At 43.0% G+C, this 21,576-nt stretch carries 18 protein-coding genes; 6 read left to right on the top strand and 12 right to left on the bottom strand.

What is annotated here, in order from left to right; all coding sequences use genetic code 11:
* Positions 1–44 precede the first annotated feature (44 nt).
* The 6 genes from IGJ17_RS01805 (at position 45) to IGJ17_RS01780 (ending at position 7,758) form a co-directional block, all read left to right on the top strand.
* On the top strand, positions 45–1,634 hold the full coding sequence (locus tag IGJ17_RS01805) for an ABC transporter permease subunit (RefSeq protein ID WP_005232337.1): 1,590 nt from the start codon (positions 45–47) through the stop codon (positions 1,632–1,634).
* Between the two features lie 11 nt (positions 1,635–1,645).
* Positions 1,646–2,380 carry an amino acid ABC transporter ATP-binding protein gene (locus IGJ17_RS01800; RefSeq protein WP_005227196.1) on the top strand — a complete coding sequence of 245 codons (735 nt, stop codon included), beginning with the start codon at positions 1,646–1,648 and terminating at the stop codon, positions 2,378–2,380.
* Between the two features lie 204 nt (positions 2,381–2,584).
* Positions 2,585–3,937 carry a branched-chain amino acid transport system II carrier protein gene (gene brnQ, locus IGJ17_RS01795; RefSeq protein WP_429946990.1) on the top strand — a complete coding sequence of 451 codons (1,353 nt, stop codon included), beginning with the start codon at positions 2,585–2,587 and terminating at the stop codon, positions 3,935–3,937.
* A 118-nt stretch (positions 3,938–4,055) separates the two neighbouring features.
* Positions 4,056–5,561, top strand: a complete 1,506-nt coding sequence (locus tag IGJ17_RS01790; RefSeq protein ID WP_005232342.1) for a helix-turn-helix domain-containing protein — start codon at positions 4,056–4,058, stop codon at positions 5,559–5,561.
* Positions 5,562–5,921: 360 nt separating this feature from the next.
* Entirely contained in the window at positions 5,922–6,281 is a 360-nt protein-coding gene (locus tag IGJ17_RS01785) for an iron chaperone (RefSeq protein ID WP_005232344.1), read from the top strand.
* 181 nt (positions 6,282–6,462) lie between these two features.
* The gene (locus tag IGJ17_RS01780; RefSeq protein ID WP_429946989.1) at positions 6,463–7,758 is read left to right on the top strand and encodes an ISL3 family transposase; all 1,296 of its coding nucleotides are present in this window, start codon (positions 6,463–6,465) and stop codon (positions 7,756–7,758) included.
* Between the two features lie 108 nt (positions 7,759–7,866).
* Here IGJ17_RS01780 and IGJ17_RS01775 read toward each other — a convergent pair whose 3' ends face one another.
* The 12 genes from IGJ17_RS01775 to IGJ17_RS01720 form a co-directional block, all read right to left on the bottom strand.
* Positions 7,867–8,220, bottom strand: coding sequence for a hypothetical protein (locus IGJ17_RS01775; protein ID WP_005232346.1), 354 nt, complete (start codon positions 8,218–8,220; stop codon positions 7,867–7,869).
* 107 nt (positions 8,221–8,327) lie between these two features.
* Positions 8,328–8,786 (bottom strand): low molecular weight protein-tyrosine-phosphatase, encoded by a 459-nt coding sequence (locus tag IGJ17_RS01770; protein ID WP_005232347.1) that lies wholly within the window; start codon positions 8,784–8,786, stop codon positions 8,328–8,330.
* Between the two features lie 3 nt (positions 8,787–8,789).
* Complete coding sequence (locus tag IGJ17_RS01765; RefSeq protein WP_005227190.1) at positions 8,790–9,359, bottom strand: TetR/AcrR family transcriptional regulator; 570 nt, start codon at positions 9,357–9,359, stop codon at positions 8,790–8,792.
* Between the two features lie 208 nt (positions 9,360–9,567).
* Positions 9,568–11,028, bottom strand: coding sequence for a helix-turn-helix domain-containing protein (locus IGJ17_RS01760; protein ID WP_016619638.1), 1,461 nt, complete (start codon positions 11,026–11,028; stop codon positions 9,568–9,570).
* Positions 11,006–11,497 carry a hypothetical protein gene (locus IGJ17_RS01755; protein ID WP_008376250.1) on the bottom strand — a complete coding sequence of 164 codons (492 nt, stop codon included), beginning with the start codon at positions 11,495–11,497 and terminating at the stop codon, positions 11,006–11,008. Before IGJ17_RS01755 ends, IGJ17_RS01760 begins: the two co-directional genes overlap by 23 nt.
* 44 nt (positions 11,498–11,541) lie before the next feature.
* Complete coding sequence (locus tag IGJ17_RS01750; protein WP_008376252.1) at positions 11,542–12,342, bottom strand: class A sortase; 801 nt, start codon at positions 12,340–12,342, stop codon at positions 11,542–11,544.
* Positions 12,332–13,414, bottom strand: coding sequence for a DUF916 and DUF3324 domain-containing protein (locus tag IGJ17_RS01745; protein ID WP_008376254.1), 1,083 nt, complete (start codon positions 13,412–13,414; stop codon positions 12,332–12,334). Before IGJ17_RS01745 ends, IGJ17_RS01750 begins: the two co-directional genes overlap by 11 nt.
* Positions 13,415–13,481: 67 nt before the next feature.
* Positions 13,482–14,222, bottom strand: a complete 741-nt coding sequence (locus tag IGJ17_RS01740) for a WxL domain-containing protein (RefSeq protein ID WP_429946988.1) — start codon at positions 14,220–14,222, stop codon at positions 13,482–13,484.
* An 11-nt stretch (positions 14,223–14,233) separates the two neighbouring features.
* Positions 14,234–15,034, bottom strand: coding sequence for a WxL domain-containing protein (locus IGJ17_RS01735; protein ID WP_005232359.1), 801 nt, complete (start codon positions 15,032–15,034; stop codon positions 14,234–14,236).
* Positions 15,035–15,079: 45 nt separating this feature from the next.
* Positions 15,080–15,793: a WxL domain-containing protein gene (locus IGJ17_RS01730; RefSeq protein ID WP_429946987.1), complete on the bottom strand. Its 714-nt coding sequence runs from the start codon at positions 15,791–15,793 to the stop codon at positions 15,080–15,082.
* On the bottom strand, positions 15,726–16,094 hold the full coding sequence (locus tag IGJ17_RS01725) for an LPXTG cell wall anchor domain-containing protein (RefSeq protein ID WP_086316816.1): 369 nt from the start codon (positions 16,092–16,094) through the stop codon (positions 15,726–15,728). The genes IGJ17_RS01730 and IGJ17_RS01725 overlap by 68 nt, the downstream gene beginning before the upstream one ends.
* Positions 16,095–16,108: 14 nt before the next feature.
* Positions 16,109–20,992, bottom strand: a complete 4,884-nt coding sequence (locus IGJ17_RS01720) for a hypothetical protein (protein WP_254907471.1) — start codon at positions 20,990–20,992, stop codon at positions 16,109–16,111.
* Positions 20,993–21,576 lie beyond the last annotated feature (584 nt).

Raw genomic sequence — 21,576 nt, 5'->3', positions numbered from 1 at the left:
TCATCCTTACCTGCTTGTCCAACTCGTGAAAGGAAAGAGAAAAAATGAAAAAAAATAATTGGATCTGGGCAGTCTTCGCCCTCTGTCTAACCCTCATTCAGCTGCCCCTAACCGTGCAAGCGGATGACCAAACGCCTGCGGAACAATTCCGTGTCGGTATGGAGGCAGGCTATGCCCCATTTAACTGGACGCAAACGACGGACGCCAATGGTGCCGTGCCGATTTCTGGGGAAGAAGGCTCGGCGTTTGCCGGCGGTTACGATGTCCAGATCGCCAAACGAATCGCTGAAGGCTTAGGCAAAGAATTAGTGATCGTCAAAACCCAATGGGACGGTCTGCCGCCAGCTTTACAAGCGGGGACTATCGATGCTGTGATCGCTGGTATGTCACCAACTGCCGAACGTCGCGAGCAAATTGATTTTACCGATCCTTACTATGAATCAGATTTGGTGGTAGTGGTTCGTAAAGATGGCGAGTTCGCCGATGCCAAAAGCCTCGCTGATCTTTCGGGGGCAAAAATCACTGCCCAGCTGAATACTTTCCATTATACGGTCATAGATCAAATCCCTGAGGTCCAAAAAGAACAAGCCATGCGGGACTTCTCCTCCATGCGCGTTGCTTTAGCTTCGGGCATCATTGACGGCTACGTCAGCGAACGTCCAGAAGGCGTCACTGCCGTCGGGGCAAATCCTGATTTGAAGATGGTCGAGTTCGATGAAGGCGCCGGTTTTGAAACCAATCCAGAAGACGTCCAAGTAGCAGTCGGAATGCGCAAAGGCGATCCCGATGTTGAAAAAGTCAATGAGATTCTTGCAGGAATTTCTGAAGAAGAACGGGTTTCCCTGATGGATCAAGCAGTCTTAGATCAACCTGCAGATGCCAGCGGAGAAACGGCAGATCAAGGTCTGATCGCTGATTTTAAAAAAATCATTGATGATTACGGCATGCTCTTTTTACGAGGCGCTGGCTTGACCTTATTCATCGCGATCCTTTCAACGATCATCGGATTGATTATCGGTCTTTTAGTCGGTATCTTCCGGACATTGCCGCTTTCAGAAAATCCAGTAGGACGTTTCTTCCAACGCATCGTCAATGGTTTACTGACCATCTATATAGAAGTTTTCCGCGGCACCCCAATGATGGTTCAAGCAATGGTTATTTTCTACGGAACTGCTCTAGCCTTTGGTGTCTCCATGAATCGCACGCTGGCAGCCGTGCTGATCGTTTCTATCAATACGGGTGCCTACATGTCTGAAATCGTTCGTGGGGGGATTTTTGCTGTAGATGACGGCCAATTTGAAGCAGCTCAAGCCATCGGAATGACTCATTGGCAAACCATGATCAAAGTCGTGTTGCCGCAAGTAATGCGCAATATTTTACCAGCTACCGGAAATGAGATCATTATCAATATCAAAGATACTGCCGTCTTAAGTGTTATCAGTGTTGCAGACCTCTTCTTCCAAGGTACATCAGCCGCTGGAACGAACTTCCAATACTTCCAAACATTTGCGATCATCGGTGTGATCTACTTAGTCTTGACCATCAGTGCCACCCAGATCTTACGCTTTGTTGAACGCAAAATGGATGGTCCCAGTGCGTATGTCAAATTAGAAGACATCAACCCGAACGAATAAGGAGGAAGAACATGTCAGCAATCATTGAAATTGACCATTTAAAAAAGAGTTTTGGCGACAACGAAGTCTTAAAAGACATCAGTTTGTCTGTTAATAAAGGAGAAGTTGTCACGATCATCGGTTCTTCTGGTTCAGGAAAATCTACACTTCTTCGCTGCATCAACTTATTAGAAAAACCAACCAGTGGGCAAATCATCTACTTAGGTGAAAATGTGCTGGAAAAAGGCTATGACTTGCCGAAATACCGTACGCATCTAGGAATGGTTTTCCAATCCTTTAACCTATTCAACAATATGAATGTATTAGAAAACTGCGTGACGGGCCAAGTCACTGTTTTGAAACGTGATCGCAAAGAAGCAGAAGCGACTGCCAAAGAAAATCTGGAGCAAGTCGGTATGGCTCAATATGCCAATGCCAAGCCTTCCCAGCTTTCAGGTGGACAAAAACAACGGGTAGCCATTGCCCGTGCCTTATCGATGAATCCAGATGTCATGTTGTTTGATGAGCCGACTTCTGCGCTAGATCCAGAAATGGTCGGTGAAGTGTTGAAGACCATGAATACGTTAGCTCATACTGGCTTGACGATGGTGATCGTTACCCACGAAATGGGCTTTGCCAAAGAAGTGTCTGATCGGGTCATCTTTATGGATCAAGGTGTCATTGCCGAACAAGGGACGCCTGAAGATATCTTTATTCATCCAAAAGAGCAACGCACCAAAGAATTCCTTTCCCGTGTGTTGAATTAATTTTCTGTCTTGAAACACTTAGCGGTCTTCTTCCGAGCTTTTTCGTCCTTTTTCAGTAAGCTTGGAAGAATTCAATGCTAAGTGTTTTTTTATTGCAGGAGGAGTAATTGTCAGAATTTATCAAAAAATCACAAAAAACCATTGCTATTTGTTAGAAACTTTGTTATTTTTTTTAAAACTAAGGAATTATAGGAGCTTTCATTTATGGAAAAAAAGTTACAGTTTAAGGATTACATGTATGTTGGATCAATGCTTTTCGGTCTTTTCTTTGGTGCCGGAAATCTGATTTTCCCCGTTCACATGGGACAAGAAGCTGGCGCGAATGTCGGCTTAGCCAACCTTGGCTTTTTAGTTACAGGGATCGGCTTGCCATTTTTAGGGGTCATTGCTATTGGCGTTTCCCAAAGCAACGGTGTTTTTGAATTAGCTTCTCGGATCAATCGCCGCTATGCAATGATATTTACGATTTTGCTTTATTTAGTGATTGGGCCATTCTTTGCTCTGCCTCGTTTGGCTACTACTTCTTATGAGATCGGGATCGCTCCCCATGTTTCATCAGACATGCAAACTTGGTTATTGGCGTTGTTCTCTGCCCTATTTTTTGGAGCTGCCTGGTGGTTTTCACGCAAACCTAGCAAAATCTTAGATTATGTAGGGAAGTTTCTAAATCCCTTGTTTCTGGTCTTACTAGGAGTTTTGCTCTTTTTTGCCTTTTGGCAACCACTAGGAACCATCAGCGATGCGCCGATCTATCCTAGCTATCAAAGCGATGCTTTCTTTACTGGTTTCACAAACGGCTACAATACTCTCGATGCGCTGGCATCTTTAGCCTTCGGGATCATCATCGTCTCAACGATTCGCAATATGGGGGTTGAGAAACCTGCGACGGTCGCAAAAGACACGATCCTTTCCGGCTCTGTCAGCATCGTGTTGATGGGGATCATCTATACCTTACTTTCTTATATGGGAACCAAAAGTTTAGGCCAGTTTCCCATCAGCGAAAACGGTGGGATCGCTTTGGCACAAATCGCCAACCATTACCTTGGCACTGTCGGCAGTCTGCTATTGGCATTGATCGTCATCTCTGCCTGTTTAAAAACCGCCATTGGTTTGATCACGGCCTTTTCCGAAACCTTTGCTGGATTGTTTCCAAAGCAAAGCTACGGATTCTTTATCGCTTTGACAAGTATCTTACCAGCGATCTTCGCTAATGTCGGCTTGACCAATATCATCGAGTTTTCTATTCCAGTCTTGATGTTTATCTATCCACTGGCGATCACTTTGATTTTGTTGGCGATCATCAGTCCATTATTTAACCATCGTGCCAGTGTCTATCGAATGACGACATACTTCACGTTGATCGCTGCAATCATCGACGGCTTAAATGCGAGTCCTGCAGTGATTACCAACAACGCTTTCGTGCAAGGAATCTTGTCTTTTGCGTCAGATTATCTGCCCTTTTTCCAAATCGGGATGGGGTGGGTCGTACCAGCTGCGATCGGATTTTTGATCGGTTTGCTATGGTCGTGGTTCAAAAAAGACCCTGTTTCAGCCTAAATTAGTTAAAAAGATGAAAATAACCTACCTTTTTTTAAAGGGTAGGCTATTTTTTTGATTAAAAAGACTGACAGTTTCGTAAAAAAAAGATACAATAGAGCCACAAAGGAGGATACCTATGTTTTATGAAGAACTTATGATGGACCCGCAAACATTAATTAAATTTAAAATATTCCGGCGTATGCTGACTCTGCAAAACCCTAGCCACCCAATCGCACAATTGGCAAAGGAAATGGAGTTAAGCTACCAACAAGCTTTTATAGAGTTGACTGAGATCGACCAAGATCTAACTGAGTTAACTCCGGATCATATGTCGATACTCGGTCGTGGCGGTAAATTACAGCCTCAGAATATCGCGGTAACGATCGATGAATACCGCTTCTATTTATTGAATAAAAGCGTTCCGTTCTTATATGTTCTTTACATGCTGAATGAAGACAATCCTACGATCACGGATTTTTGTGCAAAATACGATGTCAGTCGTTCAACGGTGTCTCGCAAATTTGAACATCTAAAAAAACATTTGAAGCAATTTCAGCTTCGCTTTACGTACACTGAATCAAACTTAGTGGGCGATGAGCGTCTTGTGCGGCTCTCCCTATTCAATATCATTTGGTTAGGTACTCGTGGAATAGAATGGCCATTTGCGATCGCTGAGAGTGAGACAGAAAAAATGGTGGATCGATTCACGGAGTATTTCCCAATGACTCATTCTTATCTTGGCCGATTAGAGTTGAAGTATTTCGCCGCCTTGATTCTTTTACGAATCAAAAAAGGGAATTTTGCCAAATACGACAAGCGGTACAATTTCCTGATGAAAAATAATCCATATTTCGATTTTGAGCGTTTGACACAAGTCGTTGATCCTGAAGTTTCAATGACAGACAAACAATTAAAAGGCGAATCAGGGTTTATTTATTTGATGGCGCAAATCTTCCCATTCTACTTGAGTCCTGAAGAAGAAGCTTTGCAACAAACCTTGCAATTCTTTTCAAGCAAACAAAACCCAGTTTATCCGTTAGTCGCAGACTTGTTAGCAGAGATGAAAGCAACCTTCTTTGCTTCACAACCTGGCCTGTTAGACGAGCCATTGGTCGTGGGTAATTTAATCAATGTGACTTTCGGCAACTACGTTTTCCGTCAGCCGTTTCCAAATATCTATCGCTTGCTGACACCCTCGATCAATCGCGGGTCTGCTGAAGAGCAGCTGCAGCAAAAAATCGATGAATTCTTAACGAACTATCGCGAAGAATCAGCGGTGGACTATATCAATGATGAAAACCAAGAGCAGATGGCAACGATGTATACCCACGCCCTGCTGCCGTTTTATGATCAAATCCGTTATTCGAATCGTTTACGGGTAGGGGTTGCGTTAGAAGATAATTTCTTAGTCGTTCAAGGATTGAATCAATTCCTACATGACTTGACCTTCGTAGCAGCAGAACCTTATGATCTAAACCAGCAAGAAAATTATGATGTCATCGTTAGTTCCAATCAGTTGATGAAAAAACTCAAACCAGAAAAAATGAGTTATATTTGGGATTATGCGGCAGACGATCGGCAATACATTGATTTGTATCGTACGTTGAAAAACCGTTTTGATGAAAAGAACCTTTCTCTGTAACCAAACCGTTACGGTTTCTTAAGAACTTCCGAAAAGATTTGTCACAGAATATTCATATTTATCTCGTATACTCTATGTATACCAACAAACAACCCTAACTAACACTTTTTCATTTTTAACTCCTTCCCGTCGGCCACCCACCGACGGGTCTTTTTTTACTTATTTTCGCAGCCAGCAAACTTAAACACTTTCCAATCTTTTCTCCACAAAAAATTCATATTTGGACAGTATAGTATACATAACCCAACAAACAACCCTAACTAACACTTTTCATTTTTACTCCTTGCCTGTCAGCTACCCACTGACAGGCTCCTTTTTTTCTTACGGGGTTTGCCGTATACTAAAGGCAGGAGGTGGCCTATGACAACAGCCATTACGACAGTTGACCAATACATTGCAGCAGCTCCAGCAGAACGACAAGCGATTTTAAGAAAGGTCCGTCAAACCATCAAAGCCGTTTTACCTGAAGCGGTTGAAAAGATCAGTTATCAAATGCCTACTTATCATCAGGGAGAAAATATCGTACATTTTGCCTGCGCCAAACAGCATCTAGGCTTTTATCCCACGCCTTCTGCGATCACGGCCTTCCAAGAGGACTTACAACCATACAAGACCAGTAAAGGGGCGGTCCAGTTTTCTTTTGCACAGCCGATCCCTTACGAACTGATCGCTGTGATGACCGCTTGGCGACTCGCAGAAGTCAAAAACAAGCACGCGTAACTAGCAATTAAAAAACCGCTATGTCTAATGACGCAGCGGTTTTTTGGCTCTATAATTTATGGGACTGATGAATCAGAATTGATTCTTCAGTCCCATTTTCATTTTAGGTATTAAAAAACATATCGTTCTCTAGTATGATTAAATCACCACAAAATAAACAACTGAGAGGACGATATGCTATATGAATGATTCTATCAAAAAAATGCTGAGAATAATAGAGAAAGATTTGATGATTATAGAGGTCTCTTACGAGACCCTTCAGAAGAAAAAGACGTTGGTCGTCGATGCTGTTCTCTCGCCTACTCCTCGTGCTTGTAGAAGTTGTGGTTCTACTGTGGTAGATGGAAACGGGAAAACAATTATAGTGAAAAATGGGAAGAAGGAAACGATTGTCCGTTTTGAACAATACAATCAGATGCCTTTGGTTATGCGCCTAAAAAAGCAGCGCTATACCTGTAAAAACTGCCGAACCCATTGGACTGCTCAAAGTTATTTTGTCCAACCCAGACATTCAATCGCAAATCATGTTAGATATAAAATTGCTTCTTTACTGACTGAAAAAGTATCTTTATCTTTTATTGCGAAAAGCTGTCAGGTATCTTTGACCACCGTTATTCGTACATTGAAAGAGTTTAAAAGCTATTTACCAAAGCAATCTAAGAAGATTCTCCCCAGAGTATTGATGGTTGATGAATTTCGTTCGCATGCTTCCATAGAAGATAAAATGAGCTTTATTTGCGCAGATGGCGAAACAGGAAAATTAATAGATGTTTTGCCTACGCGTAAATTACCTCGATTAACAAGCTATTTCTTAGGTTGTACCAATCCAGAAGAAGTAGAATTCTTGGTGACAGACATGAACGCCGCCTACTTCCAGCTCACCAAACGTGTTCTGCCAAATGCGAAAGTAGTGATTGATCGGTTTCATATTGTCAAACACATGAATCAAGCGTTCAATGAGTTGCGTATCCGTGAAATGAATGAACTTCGTAAAGCCGGACAGAAAAGCCAGGCAGAAAAACTGAAAAAGAACTGGCGCTTTTTGCTAAAAAATCGTGCAAACATCAACCATTATGAATACAAAACATGGAAAAGTTTCCGAGCACCAAAATACCCATTTCTTACTGAAGCAATGATGATTGATCGATTGCTTGAGTTTTCTACGCCCCTGAAGGAGGCGTATCCCTTTTTTCATGAATTAGTTGAAGCCTTTCGAGACAAAGACCCTGACTTGTTTTTCTCCTTATTGACAGAACTTCCCAAAACGTTAGATGACAGCTTTCGGGAGAAGCTTCAAAACCTTCTGACCTATGAAGAAGGCATCACCAACGCAATGATCTATCCTTATTCCAATGGAAAAATAGAAGCGAAGAATACCCACATAAAGACAATGAAACGAGTATCCTACGGATTTAAATCATTCGAGAACATGAGAATTAGAATCTTTTTGATCAATCAATTAATCAAAGTAAGATAACAAAAAATCTGAGCCAGAATGTGGTTCATTCTGACCCAGATTTGATTTTACGCAACTCATCAGTCCTTATTGACAAAGAGCCGGTTTTTTTGCTATGCACAGGCTTGTTTACAAGCCGGGTTTTGTATTCAAGGTGCTAACTTTCAGCACATGATGCAGGGGAATAATCCGCAGCTGCTGACGGTCGCTTTGTAATTTCAAGACAACTTGTTCTTTTGCTACCGTTTTGCCGACGATCCAGCCGGTAACGGTTTCAAAACCACCCAATTTCTCTGTTTTTACTTGCAGCACGACCAGATGCTTGGCAGCGGCTGCCTCTTGCAGCGTTCGCCGGATTTCTTTGACTTTCTCAGACTGATTCTTCTTGTCAGCATCATCACTGAAAAAGGTATCCAGCAACGTTGTGGATGTCATCACAATGAGTTTGCCCAATTGTTTGATGGGCGATGGTTTCTTTTCCATTGGACATTCCTTTCTGCGCGTTGCAGCAGTTTCTAAAACCACACATACGTTCGCATTTCCATGGTTCTATTTTAGCAAATTTTTGATAAAATACAAGCGAACACGCCTTATTTTTCAGAAGAAATAACCTCTAGCCAATAAGGAATCCCCTCTTGCAGCAGTTGATAGGTCTCTTCGAAATCTCCTGTATAATAAGGATCTGGTACTTCCTCAGCCTCTTTGCCAGGAACAACACTCAAATACGAACGGATCTTTGCGGTCGTATCGGCAGGTGCTAGCGCTTGAAGTGTTTCAACATTGTTCGCATCCATGCCGATGATCCAATCAAATGTGGCAAAATCCGCTTCAGTGATCTGCCTTGAAATAAGACCGTCACTAGAGATCCCTGCTTGACGCAGTCTTTTTTTGGTTCCGGGATGAGCAGAATGTCCGACTTCCCATGAGCTGGTCGCTGCCGAATCGATCTGCCAATCCAACTTGTGTTTTGCTATTTCTGCTTTATAAATAGCTTCTGCCATGGGGGAACGGCAAATATTACCTAAACAAACAAATAAAACTTTCGTCATCGCTTACTGCTCCTCTTTTTCATAGATTTGGTGGCCAAAAAATTCCACATCCTTCGCCAAACGAAACAATTGCGTCGCAATCTCTAATGGGGTCTCTGGAAAGTCGTTGTGAATCCAATTTTCCAAAATGCCTCCGCAGCCGTAGGAAAAGAATCGGCTATAAAATAGAATGTCTTGTTTCGTCAATTGCTGCTCTTGATCGACCTCCAAGAACAAGCGCTGAAAAAGCGGTTCTGTGATCTGTAAAAAACCGTTCATTAAGATCTCGCGGTCATAAGCCAGTGATTTGCGGTAAAAGGCCGGCGCTTGTTTCATTGCTTTCAGCATGCGCAAGGCGGCTTCTTCCCAGTTATCAAGGGAGACATCTTCTGTCGTCAAAAAAATCAGGGCATCTTGCCGATAGATCCATTGGATCAAAGCTTTTTTATCAGGAAAATGGTAGTAAAACGTCTGCCGATTGACTTGCGCCTTTTCGGCGATCTCCTGTACGCTGATTTTATTCACTTCTTTGGTCTCACAAAGGGTGATCAATGTCTGGCCAATCACAGCCTTCGTTTGTTTCCCATCCATCATAGGGCACCTCTTTTTCTTCTCTTTCTATCATACCAAATTTTCTAGCAAAAAAAAATCCTATCAAATGGTCCTTTTTCACAGACCTTATCCGAACACTTCGTCAGGGCAATAGATCCCTGTGTGCTTTTTGCATATGGCAGATTTCTGCAAAAAACGCCTGCCTTCATTTGAGGCAGACGCTGCTTTTGATAGTTAAACGGCAGGATGCTCACTGTGCCATTTTGGTTTGAAATTGTTCTCTGCGAATCACGCTGATTTTTTCAGTAAAATTGGCCCAATCGATGGGTCTAGGTGGTGCTAGCCATAAAATATGGTCGATCCCCAACGCACCATAAAATGGCAGGTTTGAAAGAATCAGGTGCGTGTGATCATCTGGGTAACTCTGGAATTGCACATTCAAATCGAGAATTTTTTCAATATTCTTTTTGATCATCTGGTTGTAGGAATCACCAAATGAAAAATCAACACAGACATATAAAGGAACCAAAATCTCTTTTAATGGAATCGTAGAAACTAATAAAATAAGGTATCTAAAAAACAAAAACTCTTTATTGTTCCATAAGATCGGTCGATTACGACTTTCTTCCAGATAGTTGCGGCAAAAGGCAGCATATTCAGGATACGTCTCAAGAAAATACGTGACATCCATGTATTGGTACTCATAGCGAGAACTAAAAGAAAACGACAGGAGCTGGTAATGAATCGTAGTCGTTTCGGCATGAAGCAGTGCCAACGTGTCCGTGGCTAGCGAAAACTGCTGTTGGACTGCCTGAATAAACTGCTCGTTTAATTGTTGGATATAGGTTTGTTCTTGGTCGATGTAGCTATTGTTGTCGATCAACCAGCCTTCAACGATCAAGAAGCGCAAAATATCTCGTGCCTCACGTTCTAGGACTTCTTGATCGGTGATCGTCAAGATCTCTTGTAACCAGCGCTTCAATTCTTCAATAATCACTAAATGTTTGGGTAAGACTAAATCATTTTCCACATTGTTTTGCATGTAATGTCCTTTAGACATCCGCGCTAAAACAATGCCTAGATAATGTTTCTTGCGAATCCGCATGCGGGCAGACTGTTCTGGATTCAGCCAAGTACTTTCATTGAATCGATCAAACGTCTTTTCTTTGTCCAAGATACCTTTTGGGAAAGGGGAATGGTTCAAATAATATTCCTTCATAAAAAAGAGAAAAATAAACTCCCGAATCTCACTTTCTTCACCAACCAGCTGAAACTCTTTCGTCACTTCAATGTCGTATTCTTTCAAGATCAGTTTGAATTGTTTAAATTCTTTATAGACGGGATTATGACTTAGATAGTGATTGGTAGCAAATTCGTATAAAGAAGACAATTGCTCAAAAAAGCATTCTTTCAACATAGAAAATTTTAACGCTTGATCTAGATAATAGGTCAGTAGTGTGTCAGAAGTTGCCAGCCCGGAGGCATTCAATTTAATGACCGTCCCATCGGTCACGATCTCAAATTCCTCATTCAATCCTAGTTCATAAAAATCAAGATTCAATTCTTGAACGGTTTTGTTGATCAGAAATTCCGACATGGTCAATTGATCCATCAATGTTTCCTTCGTTTCAGAAAGAGCGACTGCGTTTTCCAAATATTGTAGCATCATCAATTTTCGTTTGTCCGCCTTATTCAAAAATGTCACAAACATGCGTTTTCAAGCCTCCGTTATTTTTTTGGCCATAAAGAACGTTTCCTGAAAATAAATAGCATAAGCTGGCAAGATACGAAGGTTTGTCATCCCCGTCACCATCCGTATTATTTCCCGGCAGTGCTAAATCGACAGCCAAACGATCCGACGCAAAAACATCTTCCAACATGACTCGTTGTGCTAAGTGCTTCTGTTTTTCCAAAAAACTGCTTTCTGGAAATGCGGATTGTTCCTGTTCTTTTTTCGGAACAGGTTCCGGTTCAGGAGCCGGTGATTCTTTGGATTCTTCCTTTTCTGCAGGCGGTTCATCTGCTTTCTCCGTAATTTCTTCTGGCGGATCCTTTGGGACGATTTCTTCTGAGGGGTCTAGCGGATTATAGATAGTCGCAAAAACAACTTGTTCTGTGACAAGATCGATCATTCCAATAATCATGCAGGCACCAATGACAAAACCAAATCTGCGTTTCATTTCTTCACCCTCCTTATCAACAGAGCTTCTTTTTGATGCTCTTTCTACGGCGCTGAACGTTTCAACAGTTTGTGAACGCCAAGCAGACATCCACTAATTATAAATAAAATAACAAATAAAAGAAACCAATTTTTTTTAGATTGTTGTCTCCATAACATTTCTTGTTTTTTAGCCATCACTCTCGCGCCTTGTGACGTACTGCCCATGGTCGCTGTGTTTTGCGACTGTCCGGCAGTTGCTTGCTCAACAGGAATCGCTGTCAGCACGTAGCGTTCTTCTGTTCGAGTAGGTGTGGGACAAGTAATCAATGTCAACTTTGGTGTCTGGTCATCTGTTAGAACCGACAAGTCGGATTCATCTACGACTTTTTTATCGATAATAATATACTGCTGGCGTTCCTCGAGGTAGGTTACGGACACTTCCATCCCCACCTGTGCTTCTAGCAATTGACCAAATAACAAACTTTGTCTACCGAGATGATGCCCTAAAACGACAAAATTGTTATTTTTTAACAAACGTTCCGGAAACATCACGACACCGCCTTTCAGCAGCTGCTGATTGGTTAGCCCCACCAATAGTGGCTGCTGGAACTCGATCGCTTCAATTGCAACAAAGCCGTACCCGGTGATCGTTGCCGACTGCGGAGCCAATACATCCCCTAGAGCCGGCATTTGAATCGTTTCTTCTTCTGGAATCGTTGTCGGCAGCTGGGTCGCTATCGTCAATTCGCTTGTGCGTAATTGCCAACTGACGATGCTTTCTTTTAAAAAAGGAAGTGCCAACAAGAGGATACCTGCGATGATCAAGCCATCGATCAAGTATTTCTCAAGGTGCTCACGCTTCATCCGTTTCATTTTTTTTCTTTCGTCGGTACCATAAAAGCAGCAGTAAGGCGAGCAGCAGCAACAGACCGCCGATCAAGAAGTAAAGCCACGTGTAATCTGTTTCGATCGTCACATCTTTCTTATTAAGATCACGAGCGACATCTCCCGTCACTGTGAATTCTTTTTCGAAGCTCCATTTATAGAGATAGCTTTCTTCCTCGCCTTCTTCATTCTCCACTTTGTATTGTCCTTCATCGCTTTTCCCACCGTAGGCCACGGAAGTCAACACATAGGTCCCTGCTTCTAAACGTTGTCCTTCCAAGGAAATTGGGTACGAGAAGTTTGAATTAGGTGCCATTTGCATTCGTGAGGTATCTGAAGCATACAAGACGTCACTATCACCTTTCTTCCTCACTTCATTGATCAACCGCAAGGAATTTAAGTAAGCTGCTTCAGGATTTTGCAACGTAACATTGATGGTATTGCGGGCGTTGACTTGTCCCGGTCCAACATCCAGCAGTTTTAGATCCGGCGTGACTTCTGTTGTATTTTGACGGAGTAAAATCGCAACGACATAGGCATACTCATTCTTGATGGCTAACCCTTGGTCTTCTTCACTGTCAGCAGTATCGGTTTCCGCTGTCGTTTCTTTCAAGGTCAAACCACCGGCAATAACCCCTTCAAACGGTTCTGAGGGCATACTGATCTTTAAGGGTAAGGTGATTTGGGATTGTTTCGGGATCGTGATCTCTTCCTCCACTTCAATCAAATCAGCCATATCATAAGGCAAGGTTTCGTCCGCTTCGATGTCGTTTTCGCCATATTCCACGACCCCGTTTAGATTCGTGGTAGCTGAAGCGATCACTGGCGCGATGACGACCTCTTGATCGGTGTCATTGCGCAATTGGACTTCTACAGTTTGAACCGCTCCCGGCTCCATTTTTAAGTCAAAATAAGTCTTTTCTTTATCGATTTGATTCTCTGGAATCACTGGATTGACGGCAAAGTTAAATTCAGAAGCGGTTCCTATGGTTGGTACAAAAAAGAAAATACTTGCGAATAGGAGCGCCAAAAGCTGTTTGATTTTTTTCATGATGGATGTCCCTTCTTTCTATGTATTCTCCTTGAACCTCGAAAAGGTTCAAGGAGAAAGCTGGTACTTATGGGTTGGTTGGTGTGTCTGTTAGTAACCAAGTAAACGTGGTGTTGTATTGGCTGGCATATTTCGTCGTTGAGCCTGGAACTTCCAACTCAATGCTATCCATGGCTGCAGCTAAACTATCGCCCCAGCTCATTAAATAGGTCCCTGCCCCTTCGCCATCTTGGGCACTCATCACTAAGGATTGGGCACCGTTTGGATTCAATGTGATCGTTGCGCTCACATTTGATGGTTTTGGTGACAATGAAGGAGTTACTACAGTTCCCTTCGTCAAACGAATTTGTGCAGCAGTCAATTCTTGATCTTCCGCTGTTTTGAACTGACCATTTTGGCGAACATTCAATGTCCAACCGCTCTCTGTTCCCCGATTGTCTGTCACTTGGACAAAATTCGGTCCTTCTTGATTATCACCAACTGAATCCACATATTTTTGAGTTTCCGCATGGTAGATCTCTGTTTTTGAGGTGATTTTTTGTGTGCCAAAGTAAAGGCTTGAAGCAAAATCAATCGATAGCGGTCCGTTCGTTCCTGGATTTGGTCCATCTGGGTCCGTTGGATCCACTGGTTTGATCGGATTTTCTGGATCTGGATCCGTTGGGCTGATTGGATTAGTTGGATCCGTATTTGGTTCAAAGGTGATTTGTCCATTTGAGTTGTATTCTGCACTGTCCGCTGCTTGTGCCAGCACTGGTGCTACTAGGCTTAAGCCTAATACTGAGAGAAATGCTAGTGTTTTTTTCATGTCTATACTCCTTATCCTTCCGTTCCTGGTGTATCTGATAATACCCAAGTCAATGTAGTCGTGTAGCTAACGGCATCTTTTGGGGTGCTGCCTGGTACAGAAAGTGCGACTGCTTTGGTAATATCGGCTTGTACTTCTTGATCATCTTTGTCTATTTCAGTGATCGACTCAACACTTCCCCAAGCGTTGACCCATGTTCCAGCACCTGTTTGCTTTGCTGCAGTCATCACCACTGATTCAGCACCGGCTGCATCCAACGTGATCGTTGCTTCTGCCACGGGAGCTGTGACGCCAACCGCATTTGATTTAACGTCAGGACTTGTTAGGGTGATGACAGAACCTGTCAATTCTTTATTCAAGGTCGTCTCATTTTTAAATTGACCATTTTGCTTCACAGACAACCGCCAACCGGCATTACTACCGCGATTATCAGTTACTTGGACATAATTGGCAGTTTTTAATGTAGAAGCTGTGCCATCATCGTTCAAGTACCCTTGTGCTCGTGCATAATAGACTTCGTTTTTATTAGAGATTTTATTGACACCAAAATCTAAGCTAGAGGCATAATCGATCGATAATGGGCCATTCGTTCCAGGATTTGGTCCATCGGGATCGGTTGGATCCACAGGATTGACCGGGTTTTCTGGATCTGGATTTTCTGGATTGACTGGGTTCGTCGGATCAGTATTCGGAATAAAATCAACCGCCCCATTTGAGGTGTAAGAAGCCGCTTCGGCTGCTGAAACCTCGGTTGCTGCACTCGCTGCTGCCAAGACGGCAAGACTTACAAAGACCCATGCTGTTTTTTTCATTTCTATTTGACACTCCTTTATCTGTTTTACTGAAAATCAGTGATTTTAATTGCTTTCAGGGACATTCTTTAAATTCCAAGTCAATGTCGTCCGATACTCTTTGGCTAATTTTACAGAACTGCCTGGTACGTTTAATTTTACTGCCGTTGACCCTTCCGTTGCATCGTTCCCAAACTTGTAAATCCAAGTGCCCATTCCTTTTCCGACAGGTGCATTGACCAAGGTGATTTCACTACCGGGTACAAAGGTATGACTTGCAGTAACTGTTGGTGCATACTGCATATCGGTGACTGAAGTTGCTGCACCTGAGGCGATCGATAATGAAGCGCCGACTAGCTCTTCGTCATCAGCCGTTTTGAATTGTCCGTTTTGCACAACACTCAATGACCAACCTTCTTGCGTTCCTCGTTTATCTGTTACTTGCACATAGTTTGGTCCAGCAGCGCCAGCTGTGAACTCTTGCAGCTGTGCGTAATAATCTTTTGTTTCAGAAGTAATCAGTTGGTTGCCAAATTGAAAACTTGAAGCAAAATCAATCGATAATGGTCCAGCTGTTCCAGGATTTGGTCCATCTGGATCGGTTGGATCGACGGGATCCACTGGTTTTTCTGGATCGGTCGGATCAACTGGATTGGTTGGATTCGGGTCCGCTTCAAAAGTGATTGCTCCATTTGAAGTGTATTCAGCGGCATTAACGGTTGTTGGTAACAGAGCAGTGCTCATCAATAGAATGCCTGCCGTCAAGAAAAGTTTTTTCATTTTTTGTTCTCCTTTTGATTAAAATGATTCCTGCTGCCAACAAAACGACAAGACCACTGCTTTGATAGCTATTGAAGTGATCTGATCCTGTTGCCGGCAGAATATTGTTGCCTTTTTGATTAATTTGTTTATTCCCTGGCTGTTCTTTTACGGGCTCTTCTGGCTCCTCAACTGGTTCTTCATAGACGCCGAAAAAGGAAGTAATGCCATTGCTGTCATAAGCACCTGCTTCGGCTGCTGAAACGAGCTGAGGAAATATTAATAGACAGCCAGCAATAATACCGATCATGATTTTTTTCATTTGTTTTCCTGCCTTTATGGGTTGCCAGGTGCCGAAACCAGCTGCCAGCTCAAGGTTCCTTGATAGTCCCCAACTTTTTGCTGTTCGACTGGAACGGTAAGCTTGATTCCTTCATTCTGACTTTCGCCCCAGTGCTGATTCACGACGTATGTGCCATTTTCTGTCAATTCCGTTTCCTCGATAATCATTTCCCCACTGGTTATCATCTGTTCTTGACCGTTTGTCACAAAGCGGAAGACATCGGTTAATTGATCTGTCCCATCCGTTAATGGCTGTTGCTCTTTGACCGTCAAGCGCCATGGACTCCGTTCGGACCCTCTCGTATCTTTCACCGCTAGCTCGCCTGTGATCGTTGGCCAATAATCTTGTGTTTCTGTGGCAACTTTCTGCTGCCCAAAATCAAAGTCTGTTGGCACACTGCTTAAAATAAGCTCGCCGGCAACTGCGACATTGACGACTTTTTCTGCCCGTTGACTGCCTGCTTCATAATGGTAGGCCGTTGATACATTTTTCAACAGCTCATCTTCCGTTGCTTGCTGGATCGCGGCAAAAGCTTGCGGATCGACAGTCGGTGGTATATTTGCCCGATTATCTGCAAAAATCGTGGTTGCTTGGGTATAGTCTGCCAAAGCGGCTTCATCTGTCAGCGCCGTTGCTTCTGGTAAGGTCAAACGGACATCTTTTGCATAGACGGCAAATTGCCGATCAGCAGAAATGACACTTTCATTTTTGACCACCACCAGATTAACGGTGGTTTCCGCCTGATTCTGATCGTTTTCCCCTACTGAAAAAGTGATCGCTTGTTTGCGGTAGACCGCTGTTTCTAACGGTTCTTGAATCGCAGCTAAGACCTCATCTGTCAGCGTATCCTTAAAGAAAGGACGCCCGCTGGCTTCGAGATAAGTCACGGCTTGTTCTTTGCTCAGCGATTGTGCCTCTTGTTCTGTAATGATCACATTGCGGGCTTGGACTTCCGCCTTATTTGAGTAGCGGACACTGATATCGTAACTATACTCCCCATCAGGACTCGTCCAATCAACTGGTTCTGAATCTGGTTGTTCTGTCAACTGCTGATCCGTGCTATCCAGCTTGCTGGATTTGATTTGACCGGCATAGACCCATGAACCGGACGTTTGGGTTTCTGGTGTAAACGTCAATGTTGGCAATTCCGTTACCGTGTAGGGAATCAATAAACGCCCTTTTTGCACCTGTGTCCCCGCCTGCTCAGTTCCCCATGCTTGCAAGGTCAGCGGCGTATTGTTCTCTTTGACTGCCGTTACATTGTGACTAATGGCGCCAATCCCGTTAGCGACTCCCGGTGTTTCGACTTCGTAGTTAATGATCGAACCTGGTATCGCAATACCGTACCCGTTGGCTGCATTGGTCACATCGTTGTCCCCGATGAAGGTTTTCCCAGTCGCTTTTTCGATCCCGCTGAAGTTGATTGGCGTGATCGCTGCAGCATTAGCAGCAGTTGGATTTATAGTCAGTACTTGATAGGCACTAACCGCTCCAAACCACGTCCCTTGACTGTTGACTCGAGAACCTGCATCATTGGTCGTCGTTTTCAGCCACGTTAAATGATCTTTGTCCGTATCTGGTGTTGCGAAATCTGAAAGATTGATTCGCCCCGTTCCCGGCGGTGACTCAATCGTCCCTTTGTCTTCCACCGTTAACTTCGCGCCTGAAATCAAATTCGTTGCAGAAGAAATACCGATACCGGCATCCTTGGAAAGATGGATGTCACCGAACTGATGATAGGTCGTTGCGTGATTCGCAGCAGTGGCTGAACGGCCATTTTTGATGTCTCCCCCATTGGCCATTAGCTTGATGCCGTTTGTCACATTCAATTCGGTAAAGTTGACGATTCCCAGACCCGTCACAGCGATTGGATCAGTTTGATAAGAAGCTGTCCCATCGACATTTTCACCAAAGCTCATCTTCACTTGATTGCTGCTGTTGGCTACGATCGTGTTCGTAAAGTTGTCTGACGCATTTCCGCCTGAAATCCCATTGATACTTTTGGCTCCTTGAACCCGCATCTCGACATCTCTTAAAATTCGATTTGAAGAAATGTTTGAATAATTTGTTGTATACAAGTTACCGATACTTGATCCTTCAGCTTGTATATTAATATTGATTTTACCGCTTCTTGTGTTGGCGGCCGTTGAACCACCATCGCCATAGATCGTTGCACCATTCAGTGCATCTGACCCCGGCTTTGTGTATATGTTCAATGTAATCGTATTGGTACTATCAGTCCCAACGATGTTGGTACTGTTAAACGGATTTCCACCTGAGATATTCGTTCCTGAAGGAAGCTTAAATTCCCCTTCATAATCCCTTAGGTCGATTGTTAATTGTGCATCCCCTAGCAGCGAACCTGCATTCGTGATTCCCCCAGAAAAAGCACTTGGACCTGTCCGAGGTGTTCCAGAAAAATCTCCGCCGTAAATTCGATTATCAGAATTTCCATTGATCGTGTGTCCCGAAAAATATCCATATGATGCACCCATTGAGGCATTGATGATACCATCATGAACAGTGACTGAAACGTCCCCTGTAATTTTGGCATCCCCCCAACCGCCGCCACTAAGAAACCAGTCGACTTGACCGTAATTTACTTCAGCATGTGAATTACCGAATACACGTTTACCGGTATATCCTGCACCTTCCAAAGTATCAACGATCCCGCCATTCAAGATGTTTGCCGTGTTTCCCTCGATGATTCCTGAAAAACCACCACCATAGGTCCAACGAGCGACTACATTGTTTAAGACTGTTTTTGTATCCCCATAAATATAAAGGTTGGTTGCTTGCACACCATTGGTACCGCCTCCGCCTACGATATCAAACGTTCCGACACCATTTGCTCGTGAATTCAAGCTATTTGAATAGGCGATACCATCTTTATAAGATCGTCCCCCATAACTGTAGACGAATCCAGGTCCGCCGACCGTGCGAGAATCATTTAATACGCCGACTTCGACAGTTGTGCTGCCGTCAATAAAGCCACCATACCCAGCTGCCCGCGTATACGATAAGTTGTCTCCTCCATAGCTGACACAGCCTTCTAGGATTTTCGTCGTAATATCACCGTATACTTTAAAGCGAGCAGTGGTTTCAGCGTAAGCCCGGCGATCAGTTGGTGTCATCGCGTCATACACACTATCGGATCCAGTTTGCAGACTGGTAACACTTACGTCCATTCCTGCTCCGCCATCGACACGATTGAACGACCCTTGATTGTAGTCACCTGCTTTAATCGTATTTTCAATACTCCCAGTAATCGTTCCATTGGTTCGATTGGCACCAATAAAATAGGCTGCTCCTGTAGAATAGGCGCTAGTGTCTACTTGGTTCGTAATCGCTGTTTGCTCTCGTGTCTGTCCAATATTTCCTTCTCTGGAACCACCATAATAATTCAATCCTGTACCGGTCCAACCACCCACTCCTGTGAGAGTATTGTGGACTGTTCCACCAATGTTCCCGTATTGAACACCGCCATAATAGGTTCCTAAACGGAAATTGGTGTTCGTTGTTTGAAAGACTGTTGCGACATTACCGGTAACATTGGCTGTATTTGAAGTAGTGGTTCCGACACCGCCCCCATAATAATTGGTCAGTGTGCCATTTAGTCGATTGATCGTGACACTGGTATTCCCATCAATCGTACCGATATTGGCACCTCCTGCAATCGTACTGATGCCGCCCACCGTATTATTTACGACAACCGCTGTATTCCCAGTCAATGTACCACCGCTTTGATTCCCACCATAGATGTTCCAAGTTCCAGAGCCTGTCGCATTTACAGTGATCGTCGGATTTCCAGTAAGGTCGCCATTGTTGCTTCCTCCATAAATAGAAAGGCCATTGCCGGTGGAACCACCGTTCAAGGAAAGACTATGCCCATTCATGTACATTCTCGTCCCCGTATAGTTGAGGTTTCGAATCACTACATCAGAACCGAAGTAGATGTCCGTACCAAAAGGAACGGTTCGACTACCCGAAGTCAACGTTGTTGCATCTGTGATGGGATCATCACTATGCCCTGTGATGATTAAGCGGCTTATTTTTCCTTGTAGTGCATAAAAAGTCATATTTGTATTATCCACTGTATCTGGAATCGTTTTTGAAGTCAGATTTGTTGGCAAAGACGGTAAAGCTGAGCCAGAGCCAACATACAAAGCAAATTCTTGGCCATTGCCGTTTTGATACATATCGAACAACGCTTGACGAATCCCTTCAGCACTATTGGTGTATTCTGCATATGCTGAATCATCTCCAGCTGGACTTGGTACAGCGATCACTTTCGTTTTATCGGCTTCTGCAATGATCTCTTTAATCGATTGTTCTGCCAACGAGATGTCCGCCGCTCTTGCCTTAACAGTCGGTTTAAAAACAGCAGTCAAGGTTTGATTCTCCGTGAGAATCAATTCGGTCAGCGCTTGACTTGTATAGACCGTACCGTCTAACGCCCATCCTTCAAAATTCCTATCATCTTCAAAAGCCGGCAGTTCACTTTCTTTTAATGCTTCCCCTTTATTTTTGCTGATCTGGATGCGAGTTTTTCCGGTAGCAAATACATGCTCCTTGTCTGTCAGAAAGGTCACCTGTACTTCTTCTACAGCTTCCGATGAAACTTCTGTTTCAGCTGAAGCTGTGTCAGTGGCTCCTGTAGACGAATCTGTCGAAGCAGGTTCGCTAGATGCTTGCACGTCAGTTTCGTTCGTCTCTTCCAGACTGTCGATCGATGAAACGACAGGGTCAGAAGAAGACATACTTTGTTCTTCACTTGTTTTTGTAACACTTTCGGCTTGTGCCACTACCATTGCATATGAAAAACACGGACCTGATGTTAGTAGAAAAACAAGTAAAGTTGTTAAAAACCGTTTCACTTTATCCCTCCTATCTTAAAAAAATAAACGTATCGCGCAGTGCACGCCCTGTGTTACAACTCTTAGTTTAGCGAGTTGACGAAAGAGAATTATAATTCTTTTTTTCTTCCATTCAAAATTATGATTATAATTGTTTTTTCATAATTCCAATTTTTGTAACTTCCACATCTTACAGCTATTAACTACTCATCAATTAAAAAAAAGCTCAAATTATCAAGATGAATTACCGACTCTTTTCAAAAAAATGCTTTTCTCTTTCATAAATCATACAAAAAACGAGGGATAAATCAACACCATAAATTAAATTAAGATGAGAAAAATAAATAGAAAGTTAAAATATTTGACAAAAACTAATGTTCCAAAGGTCTTTTATATAAGCCAAAAATAGTAAGTTAAAAGAACGCTTCCCGTCTTCTCTCCGTAGTTAATGATAATGTTATAATCAAAAAATGAATAAAAAACGTTATTTAAAAATTCCAGCACACATAAAATAACAAAATAAAAAATATTATTTTTTTTATAAATCACTGATTTAGATAAAAAAAGGAGTGTTATCGTTTGAAATAACGCAAAAAAAGCCTCAA

Source organism: Enterococcus sp. DIV1096b (assembly GCF_050498765.1).
Classification (GTDB): Bacteria; Bacillota; Bacilli; order Lactobacillales; family Enterococcaceae; genus Enterococcus_D; species Enterococcus_D entomosocium.
Note: the sequence above shows the minus strand (reverse complement) of the source record. Positions and strands in the feature narration are given on the sequence as shown.

Excerpts from the sequence above, each read along its gene's own strand:
- IGJ17_RS01805 (WP_005232337.1), top strand. The coding sequence starts at position 45 with ATGAAAAAAAATAATTGGATCTGGGCAGTCTTCGCCCTCTGTCTAACC.
- IGJ17_RS01800 (WP_005227196.1), top strand. The coding sequence starts at position 1,646 with ATGTCAGCAATCATTGAAATTGACCATTTAAAAAAGAGTTTTGGCGAC.
- brnQ (WP_429946990.1), top strand. The coding sequence starts at position 2,585 with ATGGAAAAAAAGTTACAGTTTAAGGATTACATGTATGTTGGATCAATG.
- IGJ17_RS01790 (WP_005232342.1), top strand. The coding sequence starts at position 4,056 with ATGTTTTATGAAGAACTTATGATGGACCCGCAAACATTAATTAAATTT.
- IGJ17_RS01785 (WP_005232344.1), top strand. The coding sequence starts at position 5,922 with ATGACAACAGCCATTACGACAGTTGACCAATACATTGCAGCAGCTCCA.
- IGJ17_RS01780 (WP_429946989.1), top strand. The coding sequence starts at position 6,463 with ATGAATGATTCTATCAAAAAAATGCTGAGAATAATAGAGAAAGATTTG.
- IGJ17_RS01775 (WP_005232346.1), bottom strand. The coding sequence starts at position 8,220 with ATGGAAAAGAAACCATCGCCCATCAAACAATTGGGCAAACTCATTGTG.
- IGJ17_RS01770 (WP_005232347.1), bottom strand. The coding sequence starts at position 8,786 with ATGACGAAAGTTTTATTTGTTTGTTTAGGTAATATTTGCCGTTCCCCC.
- IGJ17_RS01765 (WP_005227190.1), bottom strand. The coding sequence starts at position 9,359 with ATGATGGATGGGAAACAAACGAAGGCTGTGATTGGCCAGACATTGATC.
- IGJ17_RS01760 (WP_016619638.1), bottom strand. The coding sequence starts at position 11,028 with ATGTTTGTGACATTTTTGAATAAGGCGGACAAACGAAAATTGATGATG.
- IGJ17_RS01755 (WP_008376250.1), bottom strand. The coding sequence starts at position 11,497 with ATGAAACGCAGATTTGGTTTTGTCATTGGTGCCTGCATGATTATTGGA.
- IGJ17_RS01750 (WP_008376252.1), bottom strand. The coding sequence starts at position 12,342 with ATGAAGCGTGAGCACCTTGAGAAATACTTGATCGATGGCTTGATCATC.
- IGJ17_RS01745 (WP_008376254.1), bottom strand. The coding sequence starts at position 13,414 with ATGAAAAAAATCAAACAGCTTTTGGCGCTCCTATTCGCAAGTATTTTC.
- IGJ17_RS01740 (WP_429946988.1), bottom strand. The coding sequence starts at position 14,222 with ATGAAAAAAACACTAGCATTTCTCTCAGTATTAGGCTTAAGCCTAGTA.
- IGJ17_RS01735 (WP_005232359.1), bottom strand. The coding sequence starts at position 15,034 with ATGAAAAAAACAGCATGGGTCTTTGTAAGTCTTGCCGTCTTGGCAGCA.
- IGJ17_RS01730 (WP_429946987.1), bottom strand. The coding sequence starts at position 15,793 with ATGAAAAAACTTTTCTTGACGGCAGGCATTCTATTGATGAGCACTGCT.
- IGJ17_RS01725 (WP_086316816.1), bottom strand. The coding sequence starts at position 16,094 with ATGAAAAAAATCATGATCGGTATTATTGCTGGCTGTCTATTAATATTT.